Consider the following 17026-nt stretch of genomic DNA (forward strand, 5'->3'; position numbering starts at 1 on the left):
ACTCAGCCCCCTTCGCGTCGCTGGGACGATCACAGCAGGTGGGTCCGAGGGTGATCGCCCTCAGCGGGAGGGGACGGCGTCGAGGGCTGCATTGAGGAAGTGCGCCACCCCGTCGTCATCGACCGGGTCCGTGACGGCGTCGGCGGTGTCCTTGACGACATCGAGCGCATTGCCCATCGCGACCCCCAGGCCCGCCCACGTGAGCATCTCGAGATCGTTGGGCATGTCACCGAACGCCATCACCCGGTCCCGACCGACGCCGAGGTGGTCGCACACCGATTCGAGCGTCTTCGCCTTCGTGATCCCGGCGGGGGCGAGTTCGACGAGGCCGTTGTCCGGGTCGGAGAACGAGGCGTGGCAGGAGCGGGTGACGATCGGTCCGAGCAGGTCGTGGAGCGCCTCCGAGTCGGTCGTGCCGAGGCTGACGAGGATCTTGACGACGTCGGTCTCGGCGAGCTCTCCGAGGTCGCCGATGACCGTGGCCTCGTGCGGGGAGCGTGAGACGAAACCGTCCTGGACGAAGAGCCCGGTGAGGGTTTCGAACGCGAAGCGCGCCTCAGGGTGGGCGGCGCCGATGGCCGCGACGATCTCCTCGACCCCGGCCTGCTCGAGCGGGTGCGCATCGACGACGGTGTCCGTGGCGATGTCGTAGACGACGGCGCCGTTGAGGCAGACGACACGACCGAGGTCGGGGATCTGCTCGGCGATCGGGGCCAGCCACCGGATCGGGCGGCCGGTGACGAGGACGAACGGGATCCCCATCCGCTGGCAGCGGTGGATCGCATCGATCGTCACCTGCGAGATCGGCTGCCAGTCGGTGAGCAGGGTGCCGTCGATGTCGCTGGCGACGAGTCCGAGCTCGAAGTCCGGCGGCGGTGAGGTGAGCGCGCTCATCGGGCGTCCGCCTCGGCGAGGGTGCGCCTGACCTGGGCGAGCAGCTCGGCGGCGTCGGTGATGTAGCGGTCCGTGGCGGTGGCCGTCGAGGTCAGTGTCGCGGTCCCCGCGCGCGCCATCGAGGCAGCGAGGACCGCCTCGGCGACCTTCGACGATGCCCGTGTGAGCAGTTCGGGGGTGTCCCCGACGACCCGGCGGGCGGGGCCGGGGACGACCTGGCCGTCGACGGGGCAGTGCGTGTGCAGCCACGCGGTGATCTCATCGATCTCCGTCGCCAGGTCGTTGAGACGGTGGGTGCCGGCCATGATCGCATCCCGCGCCGAGGCGGCTGCCGGCTCGGGCGCGGTGGTGCCGGGGTCGTGGGTGGAGCGTTCGGCGGCGGTGGTAGGGGTCGAGCCCTCACCTGCCGCGTCGGTCGGGGCAGCGGTGTGGATCGCGAGCGCGGTCGTGTAGTAGCGATCGACGGCGCGGAGGAACCGGTCGTGGTTGTGGCGCCACAGGCCCGTGCCGAACTGTTCGTCGGGACCGTCAGCGCGCCGTCTGCGGAACGAGAAGAGCTTCTTCACAGATAGTTGCCGGTCCTGCGCTTGTCATCGGCGCCCTCGGCCGCCGGTCCACCCTGGGGAACGAGCCCGCCGGGTGGGGGAGTCTCCTGCTTCGCCATCGCCTGCTGGGTCATGATCGCCGTCTGGATGCCGTGGAAGAGGCCTTCGAGCCAGCCGACGAGCTGCGATTGGGCGATGCGCAGCTCGGAGGTCGACGGGGGTTCGTCGGCGGTGTCGAACGGGAGGTCGAGGCGGCCGAGTTCGGCGACGAGTTCGGCGGAGAGGCCGTCCTCGAGCTCGGCGATGGCCCGGCGATGGATCTCCGCGAGCCGCTGCCGGCCCTTCTCGTCGAGGTCGGCGCTGCGGACCTCCTCGAGCAGCTGTTTGACCATCGTGCCGATGCGCATCACCTTGCCCGGTGAGGCGATGTCGCCTTCCTCGGCGGCCTCCGAGTCGGCCTCGGAGCTGGCCTCGGAGTCGGAGTCGGACTCAGGTCCGGACGCGGACGCAGGTGCCGCGCTGGCCGCGGCGGCCGTGCGCGGATCGCCGGTGCCCGCCGCGGTTGCGGCGTCCGGATGCGCGGCGGCATCCGTGAGGGTCTCGCCGCGGGCGAGACCGGCCTGGTCCGGTTCGGAGCCGGCCGTCACCGGCACCTCGGCGCGGTCTGCGGGACTGCCGGTCGACTCGGTGCCGGTGTCCTGCGGGGCTCCATGCTGGGCCTGTGCGCTCTGCAGGGTTCCATGCTGGGCCTGTGCGCTCTGCTGATCGGACTGGGCAGCCTGCAGGCCGTCCTGGGCGCCCTGCGGATCAGCGGCACCGGGCGCGGTGGGCGTGGCGTCTGCGGTCATGAGCGCGCTCCTTCGTCGTGTGCTGAGTCGTCCCGTGCTGAGTCGTCCTGTGCAGAGTCATCGCCGTCGACGCGGAGGAGCACCTTGCCGATGGTCTTTCCGTCCTCGAGGAGGCGGTGGGCCTTCGCGGCGTCCGCGAGCGGCACCGTCGTGTCGATGATCGGGCGGATGTCCCCGGAGATCACGGCCGGCCACAGCTGTTCGCCGACGTCGGAGATGATCTCCGCCTTCTGCGACTGCGGTCGAGCGCGCAGGGTCGTCGCGGTGATCGTCTTGCGTCCCTGCATGAGCGTGCTGAGGTCGAGTTCGGCGGTCGTGCCGCCCTGCATGCCGATGACGACGAGGCGACCGTCGGTGGCGAGCGCGGCGATGTTGCGTTCGAGGTATTTGGCTCCGATGATGTCGAGGATGACATCGGCGCCGGTCGCCCCATCCGGGTGGGTGCAGATCTCGTGGACGCGGGCGACGAAGTCCTCTTCGCGGTAGTTGATGACGGCGTCGGCGCCGAGGTCGCGGCAGAACTTCGCCTTCTCCGCGGAGCCGACGGTGACGACGATCTTCACGCCGAGGAGGTTCGCGACCTGGATCGCGGCGGTGCCGATTCCCGATCCGCCGCCGTGGACGAGCAGCCATTCGCCGATGCGGACGCGACCGCGGCCGACGACGTTCGAGTAGACGGTCGCGAGCACCTCGGGCAGGGCGGCCGCGGCGGTGAGGTCGAAGGTGTCGGGCACCGCGAGGAGCTGACCGGCGGGCACGGCGACCTCCTCGGCGTAGCCGCCGCCTGAGAGCAGAGCGGCCACGCGATCGCCGACGCTCCAGTTCTTCACGTCGGCGCCGAGCTTGACGATCGTGCCCGAGACCTCGAGGCCGGGGATCTCCGTCGCACCCGGGGGCGGGTTGTAGAAGCCCTGTCGCTGCAGGAGGTCGGCGCGATTCACTCCGGCGGCGTGGACTCTGACGAGGACCTCGTCCGGTCCGATCTCAGGGTTGGGAACGTCGGTGAGCTGCAGTGCCTCGGGATCTCCGGGGGTGGGAATCGTGATAGCGCGCATGTGACCACTGTAGACCGTGGGGGTGCGGCCGGCAGGGGTGCCCGGCGGTGAATCCGATCCGAAACCGGTGAGTGGTCACGACCGATGCTTCGCATTGAACCGGGCCTTCTTCTCCCGGTTGCCGCACGTGTTCATATCGCACCAGCGCCTCGAGCGGCTGCGGCTGGTGTCGAAGAACGCCGCGCGGCACGTCGGTGAGGCGCACAGGGCCAGGCGACCGTCGCGGGTGCCGGCGATGATGTCGATCGCGTCGGCGGCGATGACGCTGAGCGCATCGGCGACAGCGGCGGCACTGCTCAGCTGCCACCGGCGCTTCCCGTCACCGGTGAGCACGGGTGCCGCCCACCCCTGTCGGCTGGCGTCGTTGACGACATCGAGCGCCGAGGCGGGCAGCGGCTCACCGAGGGCTGCTGCGGTGGCCGCGTGGTGGATGGCCTCGCGCAGCTGCTGGGCGAGGGCGAGTTCTTCCTCCGTGCACCCGGCGACGTCGAGGCCGACGACCGCCAGCCAATCGAGGAGTCGTGCCGGAGTGGGAATCCGCTCGCGGCGTTCGCCCTGCCGTTCGGTGAGCGTTCCCGTGAAGCTCGTCGCGAGCACCGTGCCGAACCGGAACTCCGGAAATGCATCACCCATGGACTCACCTTAAACGCCGTGGACCCGTGTTCGGTCCGTGTGCTGGACCCTTGTGCGGGGCCGGTGTCCGATGATAGAACCGTCATAGCTGGTTCATCAACTCTCGCCATCGGTCCGTGACGGCGCGGTCGACGTCCGGTGACAGAGAATTCGCCGTCTCGGAGCACGAGGCGAGCATTCGGTCGAGGAGGACCCATGCCACTGCACGACAGCGCCATCCACCCGTTTAGCTACACCGTGCCGGAGGCGGAGCTGCGTGACTTGAGCGCCCGGCTGGCCGCGACCCGGTGGCCCGAACCCGAGCCGCTGGCTCCGACCGCGGTCGGAGCCGATCGCTGGCGGCAGGGCGTTCCGCTCGCCAACCTCGTCGCTCTCGCCGAGGTCTGGGCCGTCGACTACGACTGGCGGGCGTTCGAGACCCGCCTGGACGAGATCGGGCAGTTCCGCACGAGAATCGACGGCCTCGGCATCCACTTCCTCCACCGCCGGTCCTCCCGGCCGGATGCCGTGCCGCTCATCATGACCCACGGGTGGCCCGGCAGCATCGCCGAGTTCATCGACGTCGTCGATGAGATCGCCGACCCGCCGGATCCCGAGGCTCTCGCCTTCCACGTCGTCATCCCCTCCCTGCCCGGCTTCGGCTTCAGCGACCGGCCGGCGGAGACGGGCTGGGGTACGGAGAGGACTGCGGCGGCGTGGGTCGAGCTCATGGCCCGGCTCGGCTACGACCGCTTCCTCGCCCACGGCGGCGATTGGGGCGGTGTGATCACGACGATCCTCGGCGGCCGGTTCCCGGACCATGTCCTCGGCATCCATTCGACGTTCGCCGAGGCGCCTCCCGGGTTGGATCCGGACACCCTCACCGCCGCCGAGCGGGCATGGGTCGATGACCATCGCGACTTCTGGCAGAACCGCGCCGGGTATGCGAAAGCGCAGGCATGGGGTCCGCAGACGGTCGGGTACGCCCTCGTCGACTCCCCGGTCGGCCAGATGGCGTGGATCCTCGACAAGTTCGCCGAATGGTCGGATACCGACAACGGTCCGTTCGAGACGATGTCGCGGACCCGTGTGCTCGACAACATCACCCTCTACTGGCTGACGGGCACCGGTGCTTCAGCGGCCCGCATCTACGCCGAGAGCCACAACTCCCTCGATCCGGCTCTGCGGATCGACGTGCCGGCGGCGATCACGATGTACCCGGTCGACGTCTCGTCGAAGTGTCCCCGACCGTGGGCCGAGCAGCGGTACCGGCGGATCGTGCGCTGGCGCGAACCCGTGCGCGGAGGGCACTTCCCGTCCCTCGAGATGCCCGAGCACTTCGTCGACGACCTGCGGGCGGGTCTCACCGCGGTGCTCGACGCTGACCGATGACCTATGCGAAGAGCCGGAACATCGGGGAGTTCTGGTGCACGCGTTCGATCTCGATGTGGGAGGACTCCATGCGCTCGAGGAGGTTGGGCAGGTCCTCCGCGGCGCCGAGCTGGATGCCGACGAACGCCGGCCCGGTCTCGCGGTCGGAGCGCTTGACGTACTCGAACATCGCGATGTCGTCGTCGGGGCCGAGGATCTCGTTGAGGAAGCGGCGCAGGGCACCGGGCTCCTGTGGGAAGTCGACGATGAAGTAGTGCTTGAGGCCCTCGTGGACGAGGGAGCGCTCGAGGATCTCCGGGTAGCGGGAGATGTCGTTGTTGCCGCCGGAGACGAGGCAGACGACGCTCGACCCGGGTTCGACGATGACGGGTTTGCCGCTGCCGGCCGCCCCGATTGCCGCGGAGGCCAGCGCCCCGGAGGGCTCGGCGATGATGCCGTCGACCTGGTACATCGCGAGCATCTCCGTGGCCACCGCCCCTTCGTGGACGGGGCGGACGTCGACGCCGAGGTCGGAGATGATCTCGTAGGTGATGGTGCCGGCGCGCTTGACCGCGGTGCCGTCGGCGAAGCGGTCGATGTTCTCCAGGGTCACCGGGTGGCCGGCCTTGAGCGCGGCGATCATCGAGGCGGCGCCCGCAGGTTCGGCGCCGATGACCGTGGTGTTGGGCATGTGCTCGGCAGCGTAGGCGGCGATGCCGGCGATGACCCCGCCGCCGCCGACGGGCACGATGATGTAATCGGGGTGCGGCTTGAGCTGCTCGGCGATCTCGACGGCGACGGTGCCCTGACCGGCGATCGTGCGCGGGTCGTCGAAGGCGGAGACGAGGAGGGCTGCGTTCCGGTCGGCGAAGCGGTGCGCGAGCGCCGAGGCGTCGTCGTACGTCGACCCGGAGATCTCGATCGTCACCCGGTCGCCGCCGAAATGGCGGATGCGGTCGATCTTCTGCCGCGGCGTCGTCTTCGGGACGAAGATCGTGCCCTGGATGCCCAGCTGCCGGCATGCGAGTGCGAAGCCCTGCGCGTGATTGCCCGCCGAGGCGCAGACGACGCCGCGGGCGCGCTCATCGTCATCGAGCTGGAGCATGAAGTTGAAGGCACCGCGGATCTTGTACGAGCGCACCGGCTGGAGGTCCTCGCGCTTGAGGTAGATGGTGGCACCGGTCGCGGCGGACAGCCGCTCCGAAATCTGGAGCGGAGACGTGATCACGGAGTCGGCAATTCGCGCAGCGGCCGCATCGACCTCGTGCGCGAGTGATTGCTTCTGGGGTGATTCGTCTTGTTTCAACACTCCTCCATTGTGCGCCCTGTGTCTTGCCATCTGGCAAACCGTCCCGCATCGCAAACGCGCTGTCCGCCTGTCGCACCACTCGTCGCGGCCCTGCGACCCCGCTGACTTCAGGGTTTTCGGGTGCGCCCTCGGTCGCGGGAGGCCGATATCGTGGTTGGATGGTAGATGCCCGTAATCCCTTCAAGGAGGCGACATGGCCATCAGCAGTGAGCTGGAACAACTGTTAGCCAGCTGGATTCCCCGGCAGTCGTGGTTCCCGAAGCTCGCCGCTGACTTCGGCACCGACCCCGACATCACGCCGATGTCGGTCGCTCGCGCCTTCACCTTCACCGCCGAGGAGCTCGGCGGGTTCTCCGGCCTCGTCACCGTGATCTCCGTCGGCGACGGCCCCACCCTGCGCCGCCTCAACATCCCCCTCTCCCTGCGCGGGGCCGAGGACATCCACCTCCGCCACGCCCTCATCGGCACCGTCGACGACCTCGCCCTCGGTCGCGTCTTCGTCTACGACGGCGCCGCCGACCCCGTGTTCGTCAACCTCCTCGCCGACGCGATCACCAAGCGCAAGGTCTTCGACGGCGGGCAGCTGAGCACCGAATCCCTCCGTCACAGCCGCGACCGGGGGAGCCTGCCGACCGCGGGACGGTCAGGGTCGACGTCGGGGTCGGCCACCTCGGCGAGTGCAGGGGCATCGACTGAGGACTCCGGCGCCGAGGCGGTCCCCCCGAAGCCGGCGACGGCACCCCCGGCCACCGAGGTCAAGGACGAGATCGACGTCGAGATCCGCCCGATCGAGGTCGCCGATTCGGGGGCGAACAAGTCGACCGTCGTCATCCACGACGCCTACGAGCCGATCGAGCTGAGCTTCTTCCGCGTGCTCGAGAACGGGATGCCGTCATCGCTGACGATCCCCGTGCTGCTGACGGAAGCGGGATCGCGCAGCGTGCCCGAGGTCATCGGCTGGAGTTCGGGGCGCTGGTACGACATGTTCGAGGTCACGGAGATGGAGGCGCCGATGGCGCTGCTCTCCCGCGCCGACGTCGAGGCCGAACCCGCGTGGCGCGAAGCCGTGGACATCGTGTGCGCCGTCGATTCGGGATCGATCGGCGGATACAACGCGCAGGCGGCGGAGATGGGCCGGCGGATCGGCGAACTCCATGCCGACATGGCAGCCGAGTTCGGCATCGTCGAGGGCCGGGGTGCGCCGACGAAGGAGTTCGTCGACAAGTGGGTCGAGCGCATCGACTGGGCACTCGGCCGAGCACCGTTGGCGCTCGATGCGCTCGTGCCCGAGCTCAAGCAGCACAAGGCCAAGCTGCGTTCGCTCGACACGATCGGGCAGCTGCAGAAGATCCACGGTGAGCTTACGCTCGACCATGTCGTCAGCTCCCCGAGCGACGGCTACGCGGTCGTCAAGTTCAGTGATGCGTCGAACTCGGAGCCCAGGCCGGTCGCCCTCGACCTCGTCGCCCTGCTCCGCAGCGTCGACTACGCCGCCGGGTTCGCGCGGCTCCAGCGCACAGACGCGCTGAACGCTGAGGACGGCAGCCTCGTCGTCAACGGCTTCGGCGACAAGCCCTCAGCGCTGCGGGCGATCTACGATTCGCCGGAGTACCTGTGGGCCTCGCAGGTGCAGAACTCGCTGCTCAGCGGGTACTCCCGGGCGCGCGGTGAGAGCATCGGCCTCAGCGATCCGGTGCTGCGCGCGTCCCTCATCGACAGGCTCCTCGTCGAGACCGTCACCGAACTGCGCAACCGCCCGAACTGGCTGTCGGTGCCGTTGGCGACCCTCACGCTCATCCTCAAGGGCAAGCCCGCCCGCGGCGCCGGCGACCCCACCGAGGCGGAGCTCAGTGTGCCCGCAAGCGGCGCTGGCGCCGGTTCTGTCGGTGCGGGTGATGCTGCGGGCGAGAGCGGCGATGGCGGTGCAGGCGCTGTTGGCGCCAGCGATGCGACGCCTGCTGGCTCACCTGATGTTGCTGACGCAGTCGGTGAGACCGCTACCGACGCCGAGGCGACCGCCACGGGGTCTGGTGACTCGACGAAGGACGCTGACGGCGCCTCGGCTGACCGTGTGACCGGTGATGCAGCTGCGGGTGCGGACCCGTCCGACGCCGATGAACGACCGGCCTCGCCCGGATCGGATGCGGCTCAACCTGAGACGACCCATGGCGCGGAGAGCGACGGCGCTGAAGTGCGCGATGATGCAGCCCGCGATGATGATCGACTCTCGAGTTCCGGTGCGGCCTTCGTCGCCGGTGCTGCCGGAGTCGTCGGAGCGGCCGGAGTCGTCGGAGCGGCCGGAGTCGCCGGCGCAGCGGCAGCCTCCTCAGAGGATTCCGATGCTGAACGCTCCGACGCAGACGGGTCCGATGCTGACGGGCCTGACACCGGGCGCACGAAATCGCGCGCCACAAACTCTGCCGACGACTCCGACTCTGCGGACGATTCCAGCTCTGCGGGACAGACCGGCTCTGCGAGCGACGTCGACGCTGCGCCTGACGCGGGCGTCGAGGACGGCGCCGCCGGTGCCGATGGCTCGGACACGAATGAGGCTGTGACCGCCTCGGCGAGCTCCGAATCTGCGGCCACCACCCCGCGCGATGTCGGTCTTCATGACACCCCGGTCGACGCCGTGTCGGCGGAAGCAGTGTCGACCACTGACGAATCGATCGCCGATATGGTCGCCGACGGCGGCGGCTTCACCGAGCCGAGTGTCGAGGCACCCACCGACGCCCAGGCCGGCTCCGAGCGCTCCGGCGGGCGCACCTCCGACCCGTACCCCGCGGTGACAGCGGACGACGCGTCTGCAGATGACGCGGTGACCACCTCGGTGCGTGGAACCACGGTGACGCGGACGCTCTTCATCCAGCACGAGTCGACCAAGGGCGGACCCGCCGGTCCGGACCTCACCACCGAGGGCTCGTACGTCGACGGGGTGACCACCGAGGCGGTCGAACCGGTCGACGAACGCGTGCCCGAGGTCGATCCCATCGTCAGCGAACTGGCATCCGGGGACTCGGATGGCCTCGTCGAGGCCGACGTCGAAGCGCTCGACCAGTCGGCAGCCTCGGCCGAAACGCGGCCAGTCGCTGAGTCCGAAACGTCGACCGACACCGAGTTCGAATCGCGGACTGACGCCGAGTCCGAATCGAGCGCCGCCGCCGATGCCCCGCCGCTGGCCGAAGAGCCGCCGGTCGAGCGGACTGCGCCGATGCCCGACGCACCGCCGCTGCCGCCCGAACCGCCGGAGTACGCTCCGGACATGCTGCCCGACGCCCCGCGCGTGGCCGAAGAGGAGGAGACGGCGTCAGCGGTCTCCGCCGCCGACGAGCCGGTCGCCGACAGCGCAGACTCTGCCGACCGTATCGACGGCGACGGCAACGTGGATAGGGCCGACAGTGTTCCGGCTCCGGCCCGTGACACCGACACTGCTGACGAGGTCACCGACTCCGCTGACGCGGATGCCGCGAAGGAGGACTCCGGTGTCGCCGAAGCGCCGGTTCGACCTGCTCAGCGCCCCGGCCGTCCCGCGCCGGGCGGTGTGACCACCGACGAGGACGAGTTCGACGACGAGGAGGAGTCCGAGTTCGTCGTCTCCCGGGTTCCGGCGACGTTCGCTGCCCGCGGTGCCACCTCGGCGGATGCGGACTCCACCGGCCGCGCCCCGACCGAACGGCACAAGCACGATGCCGGACCGGCACGCGAGGTGCCTGGCGAGAAGAAGCCGAAGAACGGCAAGAACAAGCACTGAACGCCGCTGCTCGCCGCACTCGACCGATCGCTGTAGGGCGCCGATCGTCGGCGAGCCAACGCGATTGGCAGTTGTTCGCGCGACTGTGAGAAACTGTTCTGGCTCAGCTCCGCGCTGAGCAGGCCGGGTTAACCACTGGAAGCGTGTCCGAGCGGCCGAAGGAGACGGTCTTGAAAACCGTTGTGCGGCAACCCCGTACCGTGGGTTCGAATCCCACCGCTTCCGCTGACGAAATGCGCTGCGACATCGACGGATGTCGCAGCGCATTTCTGCGTACCGGACCGGTCCCGCAGAGAACCGGCCGGAACCCTCATATGGCCGGCCGCCTCGGCGAGGAATGTGACGCGAAACCGGGCCGATTTCATACTTTTGTGTGAGGCGGGCGCTCGAGAACGTTGGTAGCTTACGAAGGTCTGGTCGCTTCGCCCCCGCGAAGAGGCTGTGCAGCACCCCCGCGTCGACCCGGCGCAATCCCCACCGCGAGGCGGCGCAACGACGCTCCGAGCCTGCGCGATCGCCCCAGCGGATGCCCCAGCGTCCGCGCTTCGGTCCTCAAGGACTGTGGGCCGACGCGACCCAGCGTCCGCAGACCCGCTGCCCCAGCGTCCGCAGACCGCTGCCCCAGCGTCCGCGGACCGACGCCCCGATCAGTCGGCCGTCTTCCCCGGTCGAGCAGACCCCGAGCCAGACCCCGAACCCGGCGCCGCGCCGGTTCCTGCTTCCGTCGCCGCACCGTGCTCCGGGACCTCGGGCTCCGACATCTCGGCGTCGGCCTCGGGATCGTCGAAGCTGCGAACCGTGCGTTTGAAGCCACGGGTGAGGATCGCGAGGTAGATGACGCCGATCGCCAACCACACGAGCCCGCCGATGAGCGCCGTCTCATGCAGGCTCACCCAGAGCACTCCCGTGAGGATCGCCCCGATGGCGGGCATGACGACGTAGCTGAACGCCGACTTGGCGTCGACGACCTGACGCGTGCGGAACGCGTAGTGGGCGATGACCGTGAGGTTGACGAAGGTGAACGCGATGAGCGCCCCGAAGTTGATGAGCGCGGAGATGAACTCGAGACTGAACGACATCGCGAAGAGGCACACGAGGCCGACGAGGACGATGTTGAACACCGGCGTGTGCGTCTTCGGGTTGATGTAGCCGAACGCCTTGCGCGGCAGCACCCCGTTGCGTCCCATGACGAGCAGCATGCGCGACACCGAGGCGTGCGAGGCGAGCCCCGAAGCCACGGTCGCCGCGAACGCGGCGGCGACGAAGAAGAGCTGGAACAGCGGCCCACCGGTGAGCAGCCCGATCTCCGGCAGCGGATCGTCGACGATCGTGAACTGCGAGTTGTCCGGGTAGAGCAGCTGCGTGATGTAGCTCGCGACGAGGAAGATGCCACCGCCGGCGAGGACGGTGATGAGGATCGCCTTGGGCATGAGGTTGACGTGCTTGGCCTCGTTCGTATACATCGTCACCGCATCGAAGCCGATGAAGGAGAAACAGACGACCGTCGCGCCGGTGAGCACCGCGCTGAACTCGACTCCGTCATGGATGAACGGCTCGGGGCTGAAGACCGTGCCCGCGCCCTCACCGGCATTGAGCTGCGCGATCGCAAGCGCGCAGTAGGTGACCATGAGGACGAGGGAGAAGATGAGCAGGAGCGCGTTGATGTTCGCCGTGCCCCGCATCGAGGACAGGACGATGCCGGTCATGATGACCGTGTAGGCGACGACCCAGATCCACGGCGGTGCGTCGGGGACCATCGATTCCATGTAGAGGCGGATGATGAGGCAGTTGACCATCGGCAGCAGGAGGTAGTCCATGAGCGAGGTCCAGCCGACGAGGAAGCCGAGCCCCGGCGACATCGTCTCGCGCGTATACGTGTACGCCGAGCCCGCCGTGGGGAAGACCCGGACCATCTTCCCGTAGCTGAACGCCGTGAACACCATGACGACGAGCGCGGTGAGATAGGCCGCCGGCACCGCACCGTTCGTCTCGTCCGAGACGATGCCGAACGTGTCGAAGACGACCGTCGGCGTCATGTACCCGAGCCCGAGTCCGACGATGGACCACAGTCCCAGGTTCCGTTTGAGCGATCCTGATGCCGCCATATCAATCCTCCCCGATGAGTCTTGCCGTCGGCGGCGCCTGAGCAGCGTCGCCCACGAAGGCGCAGACGTGATCTGCGCCATGTCGATGGTAGAGCAATTCAACTGAATGCGAAATCTCGACCACGGATAGAGAAGAGATGATCGCCGAGGTTGCGCTCGGCAATGCGAAATCCGTTGCGTTGAGTTCGGGTTGAGTGGCGGCAAGGTCCGTGGCTCAGTCAATTGTCGAACGATCTTTCAGTTTCCCGCGATTGGGAGTAGGTTGGGCGGAGGAGCTCACCGCTTCCCGATGAGGATCATCACTGCTCGACGAGGAGAGAAACGCACCGATGCCGATCGAAACGCTCAGCCCCCAGCAGTCCCACGCGTGGAAGGATCGGGTCCTCCCGCCGGTCGAGCAGACCGCAGACGGTGTATGGGCGATCCCGGTGCCGATTCCGAACAACCCCCTCGTCTACACGTACTGCTATGCGCTCGCCGACGGCGACGGCGTCGTCCTCATCGACCCCGGCTGGGACGGGCGGGACCAGTACCTCGCGCTCGCCTCGGCGCTGGCCGACCTCGGATTCGCCGTGCGCGACATCCACGGCGTCGCGATCACCCACTACCACCGCGACCACATCGGGCTCGTCCCCGCGCTCATCAAGGAGAACCCGGCGATGTGGGTGGCACTCCACGGGGAGGACCTGCGCGCGGTCAAGCGCTTCGCCTCACGGGCCGTCGACCTCGGCACGGGCACCGATCCGAACCTCAACATCGCCCGCGCCTACGGGGTGCCCGAGGAGCGCTGGCACGAGGTCGAATCCCTCCAGGTCAGCAAGCCGGGGAAGCGCGAGGACGGAACCGGACGCGATCCCTTCGCCCTCCAGCTCGCACAGCTGCCTGACACGCTGCGCATCCTCGAGGACGGGGCGACGCTGCCGCTCGAGACCGGACGCCTCGATGCTCTGTGGACCCCGGGCCACACCTACGGGCACACGGCCTTCGTCCGCGAGGGCGAACTCCTCTTCTCCGGCGACCATGTCCTGCCGACGATCACGCCGAACATCGGCCTCGACAGCGGCTCGATCACGCACAGCCTCGGCGACTATCTCGGATCGCTCGAGAAGATGGGCGCGCTCGCTGCCGACATCGCCGTCCTGCCCGCGCACGGCTTCCGGTTCCGCGGTCTCCACGAGCGCCAGCGGGAGCTCGTCGCGCACCATCGCGAGCGTCTCGCCGAGATCGACGCGCGGATGAGCGAGACCGACGACCATTCCGTCTACTCGATCGCCCAGGGCCTGCATTGGGCCCGCGGATTCGACCAGCTCCACCACTTCAACCTCTTCGCCGCGCTCGCCGAGACCGCCGCGCACATGCACTACCTCGACCTCGACGTCGGCACCGGCTCGCTCGTCGGGCAGGGGCAGCCGTGAGGCCGGACTTCGTGCCCGCCGCCGCGGTGCGCCCGGAGGTCTTCGTCTCCCGCGCCGGTGACCACATCCAGCGCGGGCTGCAGCGCGGTCGCGAACTGCGCACCGGGATCGGCGCGGCGATCGCCGGCTACCAGCGGTACTTCGCCCACCTCGGCATCACCGAGGTCGACGCCCGCCATGCCGCCGACGACAGCTATGCGCGCGTGCAGGCGTGGGCGCCGGAGGCCGCCGCTGAGATCTCCGCGGTCGCCGAGGGCTCCGGGCGCACGGTCACCGAGATCATGGAGGTCATAGCCCGCACGGAGATCATGACGCTTGCGGGGGCCGCCCCCACCGAGTGCTCGACGGTGACCCGGGTCGTGCACGGTGCGACGGTCTCGGCGCAGACCTGGGACTGGCTCGCCGACTTCTCGACGCTGTGGCACATCGGCGACGTCGGGGCCGTGCCCGGCCAGCTGCGCCACGTCGGCATCGCCGAGTACGGGATGCTCGGCAAGATCGGCCTCAACGACGCCGGCGTCGGCGTCCACCTCAACATCCTCAAGCACGCGGACGACCGGGCCGGGGGAGTGCCCGTCCATGCCGTCCTCAACCGGGTGCTCTCGACCGCGCACACCCTCACCGAGGCGCTGGAGATCATCCGCTCCGCTCCGACGTCATCGTCGTCGGTCATCACCGTCGTCACCGCCGAGGCGGCCGTCCAGGTCGAGATCGCCGGAGAGTCCAAGCGCGAACTCCGCCCCGGGGACCCCGTGGGGCGCGGCGACAAGGGGACTGCTGACACCGAGGCGGTGCTCGCCGAGGCCGACGTCCTCGTCCACACGAACCACTTCCTCCACCCCGACCTCCAGGCCGGAGCGATGGAGCTGCGCGCGGACTCGAGCTCACGGCCGCGCTATGACTTCCTCGCCGCCCGTGCCGCTGCCGCGATCACCGCGGGGCATCCGCCGGAGACGACGGCCGACCTCGTCGCCCTCCTCACCTCGGGACCGGGTGATCCGCCGGTGAGCTGCACGCCGGAGCCCGGCGCCGCCTACGGGGATCGGCCGGCGACCCTCGTCACGGTGCAGATCGACCCGGGCGCGAAGACGATCGAGCTCGCACCCGGGCCACCGGCCGACGGCCTCCACGGCAACCGCCGCTTCCAGCTCTGACCCGGCGCCGGCCGCTCCGGGTCCCGACGAGTTTGCGCCAGGTCAATCTGAGATGGCCATTACCGGTCGTGGCCATCTCAGATTCAACTGGCGCAAACCGGCGTTCAACCCGCGCAAACCGGCACCGGCCGGCCCTGACGAGCGCGGGCCGTCACCTCATTCGGCGGACTTCTCCGCCTCCTCGGTGCGCATCTCGATGATCGTGTCGAGGCCCTTCGCGATCGCCTCGGGGTCGTCAAGGGCGGCCTGTGCGAGCTTCCATGGGACGATGTCGAGGTTCTGGTCGCCGATGACGAAGCGGATGAACGGCTGCTGGCTGCGGGGGTCGTCGGCCTCGAGCTCGGCCCCGTAGCGCCACTGACCGAGTCCGATGCGCCGGATCGTCTCGCCGATGAAGCGCATCGCCCCGCCGACGAAGGCGATCTCGTCGTCGGCCATCATCTCGTCGCGGGAGTCGTACCGGACGTTCAGCTGCTTGCCGAGCCGGACGAGGCTGTCACGGTCGAGGGCCCACGACTGCGGGTCGGCTTGCTCCTTCGTCCACGCGGCGATGCCCGGCTCGACGGTGCCGAGGAAGCGGGAGAGGAACTCGACCTCCTCCTCGGAGGAGTTCTCGGACGTGAGCATCCCGATCGACAGACCCGTCGAGGTCCGCCGCGGGCTGCCGTCGCCGCCGAGCTCCTGGCGGGCCCGGTCGAGCACGGCGGTGAAGATCCCTCCGGTGCGCTGGTCGACGGCGGTGAGGACGACGGCGACGAGGGGGATCGGCTCACCCTTGGTCGGCCCGTCGGCATTGTCGGGGCGGATGAACGGCATCCCGTTGCCTGTCGTCTCGTCGTGGTCCCATGCCCCGCCGACGGCGCGCAGATACGTCTCGCCGAGGTAGCGGATGAGCCCCTCGACGAAGCGGTGGTTATCGGGGGAGACGACCTCGTCGGGGTCGGCGAACCGGGAGAGCACGAAGTGCTCGATGAGCGGCAGGGACTCCGGGCTCATGTCCTTGCGGAAGGGCGCCTGGGTGCCGTCCTCCTGTTCGACGGACTGGGGGAGGTCCGCGAGCACGAACGCGCCGAGGCGGACGTCCATGTTGTTGATGAAGGCCGTGTATTCACGCTGAAGATCAGTCACGCCCTCCACCTTAGCCGCTGGAGCTCAGGCCTCAGGGGTCGCGCAGTCGGTGAAATCGAGGAACCGGAGGAGAACCTCGACGATGAGGTCCGGTTCGATGTCGACGGGGTCGCGCAGATCGCGTCCGGCAGCGGACTGCAGCGAGAGGTGGGTGAAGAGGGAGATGAGGATCGTCAGCAGGCTGTCGAGCGGGATCGTCGGCACCGCGCCGACGTTCTCGATCGCCGTGCGCACGAGTCGGGCGAGCCTCTCCCGGCGGCCGGCGTCGAGCTCCTGATAGCGCGCGTAGAGCTCCGGGACCCGCAGGCAGTAGAGTTCGACCTCCTGCTCGGCGATCGCATCGGCGACGGTGTGGAGCTTCTCGGTGAAGATCTCCTCGACGAACTGCGTGAGCAGCGGCCGGATCTCCGCGGCGTCGGTGTCGTCGAGCTGCTCCTTCCACCGCTGGATCGTCGCATCGAGGCGGTCGAGGGTCTCGGCGGCACGGATCTCGAGGGTCGCGAGGACGAGGTCGTCGCGGCTGGAGAAGTTCGAGTAGAACGCGCCGCGGGTCAGGCCGCCGGCTTCGCAGATCTCCTCGATCGACGCTCCTTCGATGCCCTTGACCGCGAACACGGAGACGCCGGCCTCGACGAGGGTCGATCGGGTCCGGCGCCGGCGGTCGCTGAGGTTCTCGGTGTTCATCGCGTGTCAGTCTCGCCCGTCTCTCGTCTCCCGGCTGGTCCGCCTCCCGGCCGGGACGTCCCGGCCGAAACTGGGCATCCCATGGGAAATCACACGATTCTCTCATACTGATTTGCGCTCGAGAGGCGTTGTCCACAAGAATACATGACTGTATC

The 17026-nt window shown here is 68.9% G+C and carries 13 protein-coding genes and 1 tRNA gene; 5 read left to right on the forward strand and 9 right to left on the reverse strand.

Annotation, left to right across the window (positions count from 1 at the left end; all coding sequences use genetic code 11):
• Positions 1–60: 60 nt before the first annotated feature.
• The 5 genes from FJ887_RS01705 to FJ887_RS01725 form a co-directional block, all read right to left on the reverse strand.
• Positions 61–894: a Cof-type HAD-IIB family hydrolase gene (locus tag FJ887_RS01705; protein ID WP_137826710.1), complete on the reverse strand. Its 834-nt coding sequence runs from the start codon at positions 892–894 to the stop codon at positions 61–63.
• Positions 891–1460, reverse strand: coding sequence for a hypothetical protein (locus FJ887_RS01710; RefSeq protein ID WP_137826709.1), 570 nt, complete (start codon positions 1458–1460; stop codon positions 891–893). Before FJ887_RS01710 ends, FJ887_RS01705 begins: the two co-directional genes overlap by 4 nt.
• Positions 1457–2287: a proteasome activator gene (locus FJ887_RS18630; RefSeq protein ID WP_140954835.1), complete on the reverse strand. Its 831-nt coding sequence runs from the start codon at positions 2285–2287 to the stop codon at positions 1457–1459. Before FJ887_RS18630 ends, FJ887_RS01710 begins: the two co-directional genes overlap by 4 nt.
• A complete protein-coding gene (locus FJ887_RS01720; protein WP_137826707.1) occupies positions 2284–3342 on the reverse strand; it encodes an NAD(P)H-quinone oxidoreductase in 1059 nt (352 codons plus the stop codon). Before FJ887_RS01720 ends, FJ887_RS18630 begins: the two co-directional genes overlap by 4 nt.
• A gap of 75 nt (positions 3343–3417) precedes the next feature.
• Complete coding sequence (locus FJ887_RS01725; protein ID WP_137826706.1) at positions 3418–3975, reverse strand: CGNR zinc finger domain-containing protein; 558 nt, start codon at positions 3973–3975, stop codon at positions 3418–3420.
• Between the two features lie 195 nt (positions 3976–4170).
• Here FJ887_RS01725 and FJ887_RS01730 point away from each other — a divergent pair, with 195 nt between their 5' ends.
• Positions 4171–5346, forward strand: coding sequence for an epoxide hydrolase family protein (locus tag FJ887_RS01730; protein ID WP_137826705.1), 1176 nt, complete (start codon positions 4171–4173; stop codon positions 5344–5346).
• 1 nt (position 5347) lies between these two features.
• Here FJ887_RS01730 and ilvA read toward each other — a convergent pair whose 3' ends face one another.
• Positions 5348–6631 (reverse strand): threonine ammonia-lyase IlvA, encoded by a 1284-nt coding sequence (gene ilvA, locus FJ887_RS01735; protein WP_137826716.1) that lies wholly within the window; start codon positions 6629–6631, stop codon positions 5348–5350.
• 196 nt (positions 6632–6827) lie between these two features.
• On the opposite strand from ilvA, the gene FJ887_RS01740 reads away from it, so the two are divergent.
• Together FJ887_RS01740 and FJ887_RS01745 are read left to right on the forward strand one after the other, a co-directional pair.
• Positions 6828–10385, forward strand: coding sequence for a maltokinase N-terminal cap-like domain-containing protein (locus tag FJ887_RS01740; RefSeq protein WP_137826704.1), 3558 nt, complete (start codon positions 6828–6830; stop codon positions 10383–10385).
• A gap of 137 nt (positions 10386–10522) precedes the next feature.
• Positions 10523–10610: transfer RNA gene (locus tag FJ887_RS01745), tRNA-Ser, on the forward strand.
• A gap of 422 nt (positions 10611–11032) precedes the next feature.
• Here the strand turns inward: FJ887_RS01745 and FJ887_RS01750 are convergent.
• Entirely contained in the window at positions 11033–12490 is a 1458-nt protein-coding gene (locus FJ887_RS01750; RefSeq protein ID WP_249356746.1) for an APC family permease, read from the reverse strand.
• 329 nt (positions 12491–12819) lie between these two features.
• Between FJ887_RS01750 and FJ887_RS01755 the strand changes: the two genes are divergently transcribed.
• On the forward strand, positions 12820–13905 hold the full coding sequence (locus FJ887_RS01755) for an MBL fold metallo-hydrolase (RefSeq protein ID WP_137825421.1): 1086 nt from the start codon (positions 12820–12822) through the stop codon (positions 13903–13905).
• Positions 13902–15059 carry a C45 family autoproteolytic acyltransferase/hydrolase gene (locus FJ887_RS01760; RefSeq protein ID WP_137825420.1) on the forward strand — a complete coding sequence of 386 codons (1158 nt, stop codon included), beginning with the start codon at positions 13902–13904 and terminating at the stop codon, positions 15057–15059. The genes FJ887_RS01755 and FJ887_RS01760 overlap by 4 nt, the downstream gene beginning before the upstream one ends.
• A gap of 156 nt (positions 15060–15215) precedes the next feature.
• Here the strand turns inward: FJ887_RS01760 and FJ887_RS01765 are convergent, their stop codons facing one another.
• Positions 15216–16187: a hypothetical protein gene (locus FJ887_RS01765; protein ID WP_137825419.1), complete on the reverse strand. Its 972-nt coding sequence runs from the start codon at positions 16185–16187 to the stop codon at positions 15216–15218.
• Between the two features lie 24 nt (positions 16188–16211).
• Entirely contained in the window at positions 16212–16871 is a 660-nt protein-coding gene (locus FJ887_RS01770; RefSeq protein ID WP_137825418.1) for a TetR/AcrR family transcriptional regulator, read from the reverse strand.
• Positions 16872–17026: the final 155 nt, after the last annotated feature.

Origin of the sequence: Brevibacterium sp. XM4083 (assembly GCF_006489205.2) — a bacterium.
Lineage (GTDB): Bacteria > Actinomycetota > Actinomycetes > Actinomycetales > Brevibacteriaceae > Brevibacterium.

Coding starts and splice junctions, on each gene's coding strand:
- FJ887_RS01730 (WP_137826705.1), top strand. CDS start 4,171: ATGCCACTGCACGACAGCGCCATCCACCCGTTTAGCTACACCGTGCCG.
- FJ887_RS01750 (WP_249356746.1), bottom strand. CDS start 12,490: ATGGCGGCATCAGGATCGCTCAAACGGAACCTGGGACTGTGGTCCATC.
- FJ887_RS01720 (WP_137826707.1), bottom strand. CDS start 3,342: ATGCGCGCTATCACGATTCCCACCCCCGGAGATCCCGAGGCACTGCAG.
- FJ887_RS01725 (WP_137826706.1), bottom strand. CDS start 3,975: ATGGGTGATGCATTTCCGGAGTTCCGGTTCGGCACGGTGCTCGCGACG.
- FJ887_RS01705 (WP_137826710.1), bottom strand. CDS start 894: ATGAGCGCGCTCACCTCACCGCCGCCGGACTTCGAGCTCGGACTCGTC.
- FJ887_RS01770 (WP_137825418.1), bottom strand. CDS start 16,871: ATGAACACCGAGAACCTCAGCGACCGCCGGCGCCGGACCCGATCGACC.
- FJ887_RS01755 (WP_137825421.1), top strand. CDS start 12,820: ATGCCGATCGAAACGCTCAGCCCCCAGCAGTCCCACGCGTGGAAGGAT.
- FJ887_RS18630 (WP_140954835.1), bottom strand. CDS start 2,287: ATGACCGCAGACGCCACGCCCACCGCGCCCGGTGCCGCTGATCCGCAG.
- FJ887_RS01740 (WP_137826704.1), top strand. CDS start 6,828: ATGGCCATCAGCAGTGAGCTGGAACAACTGTTAGCCAGCTGGATTCCC.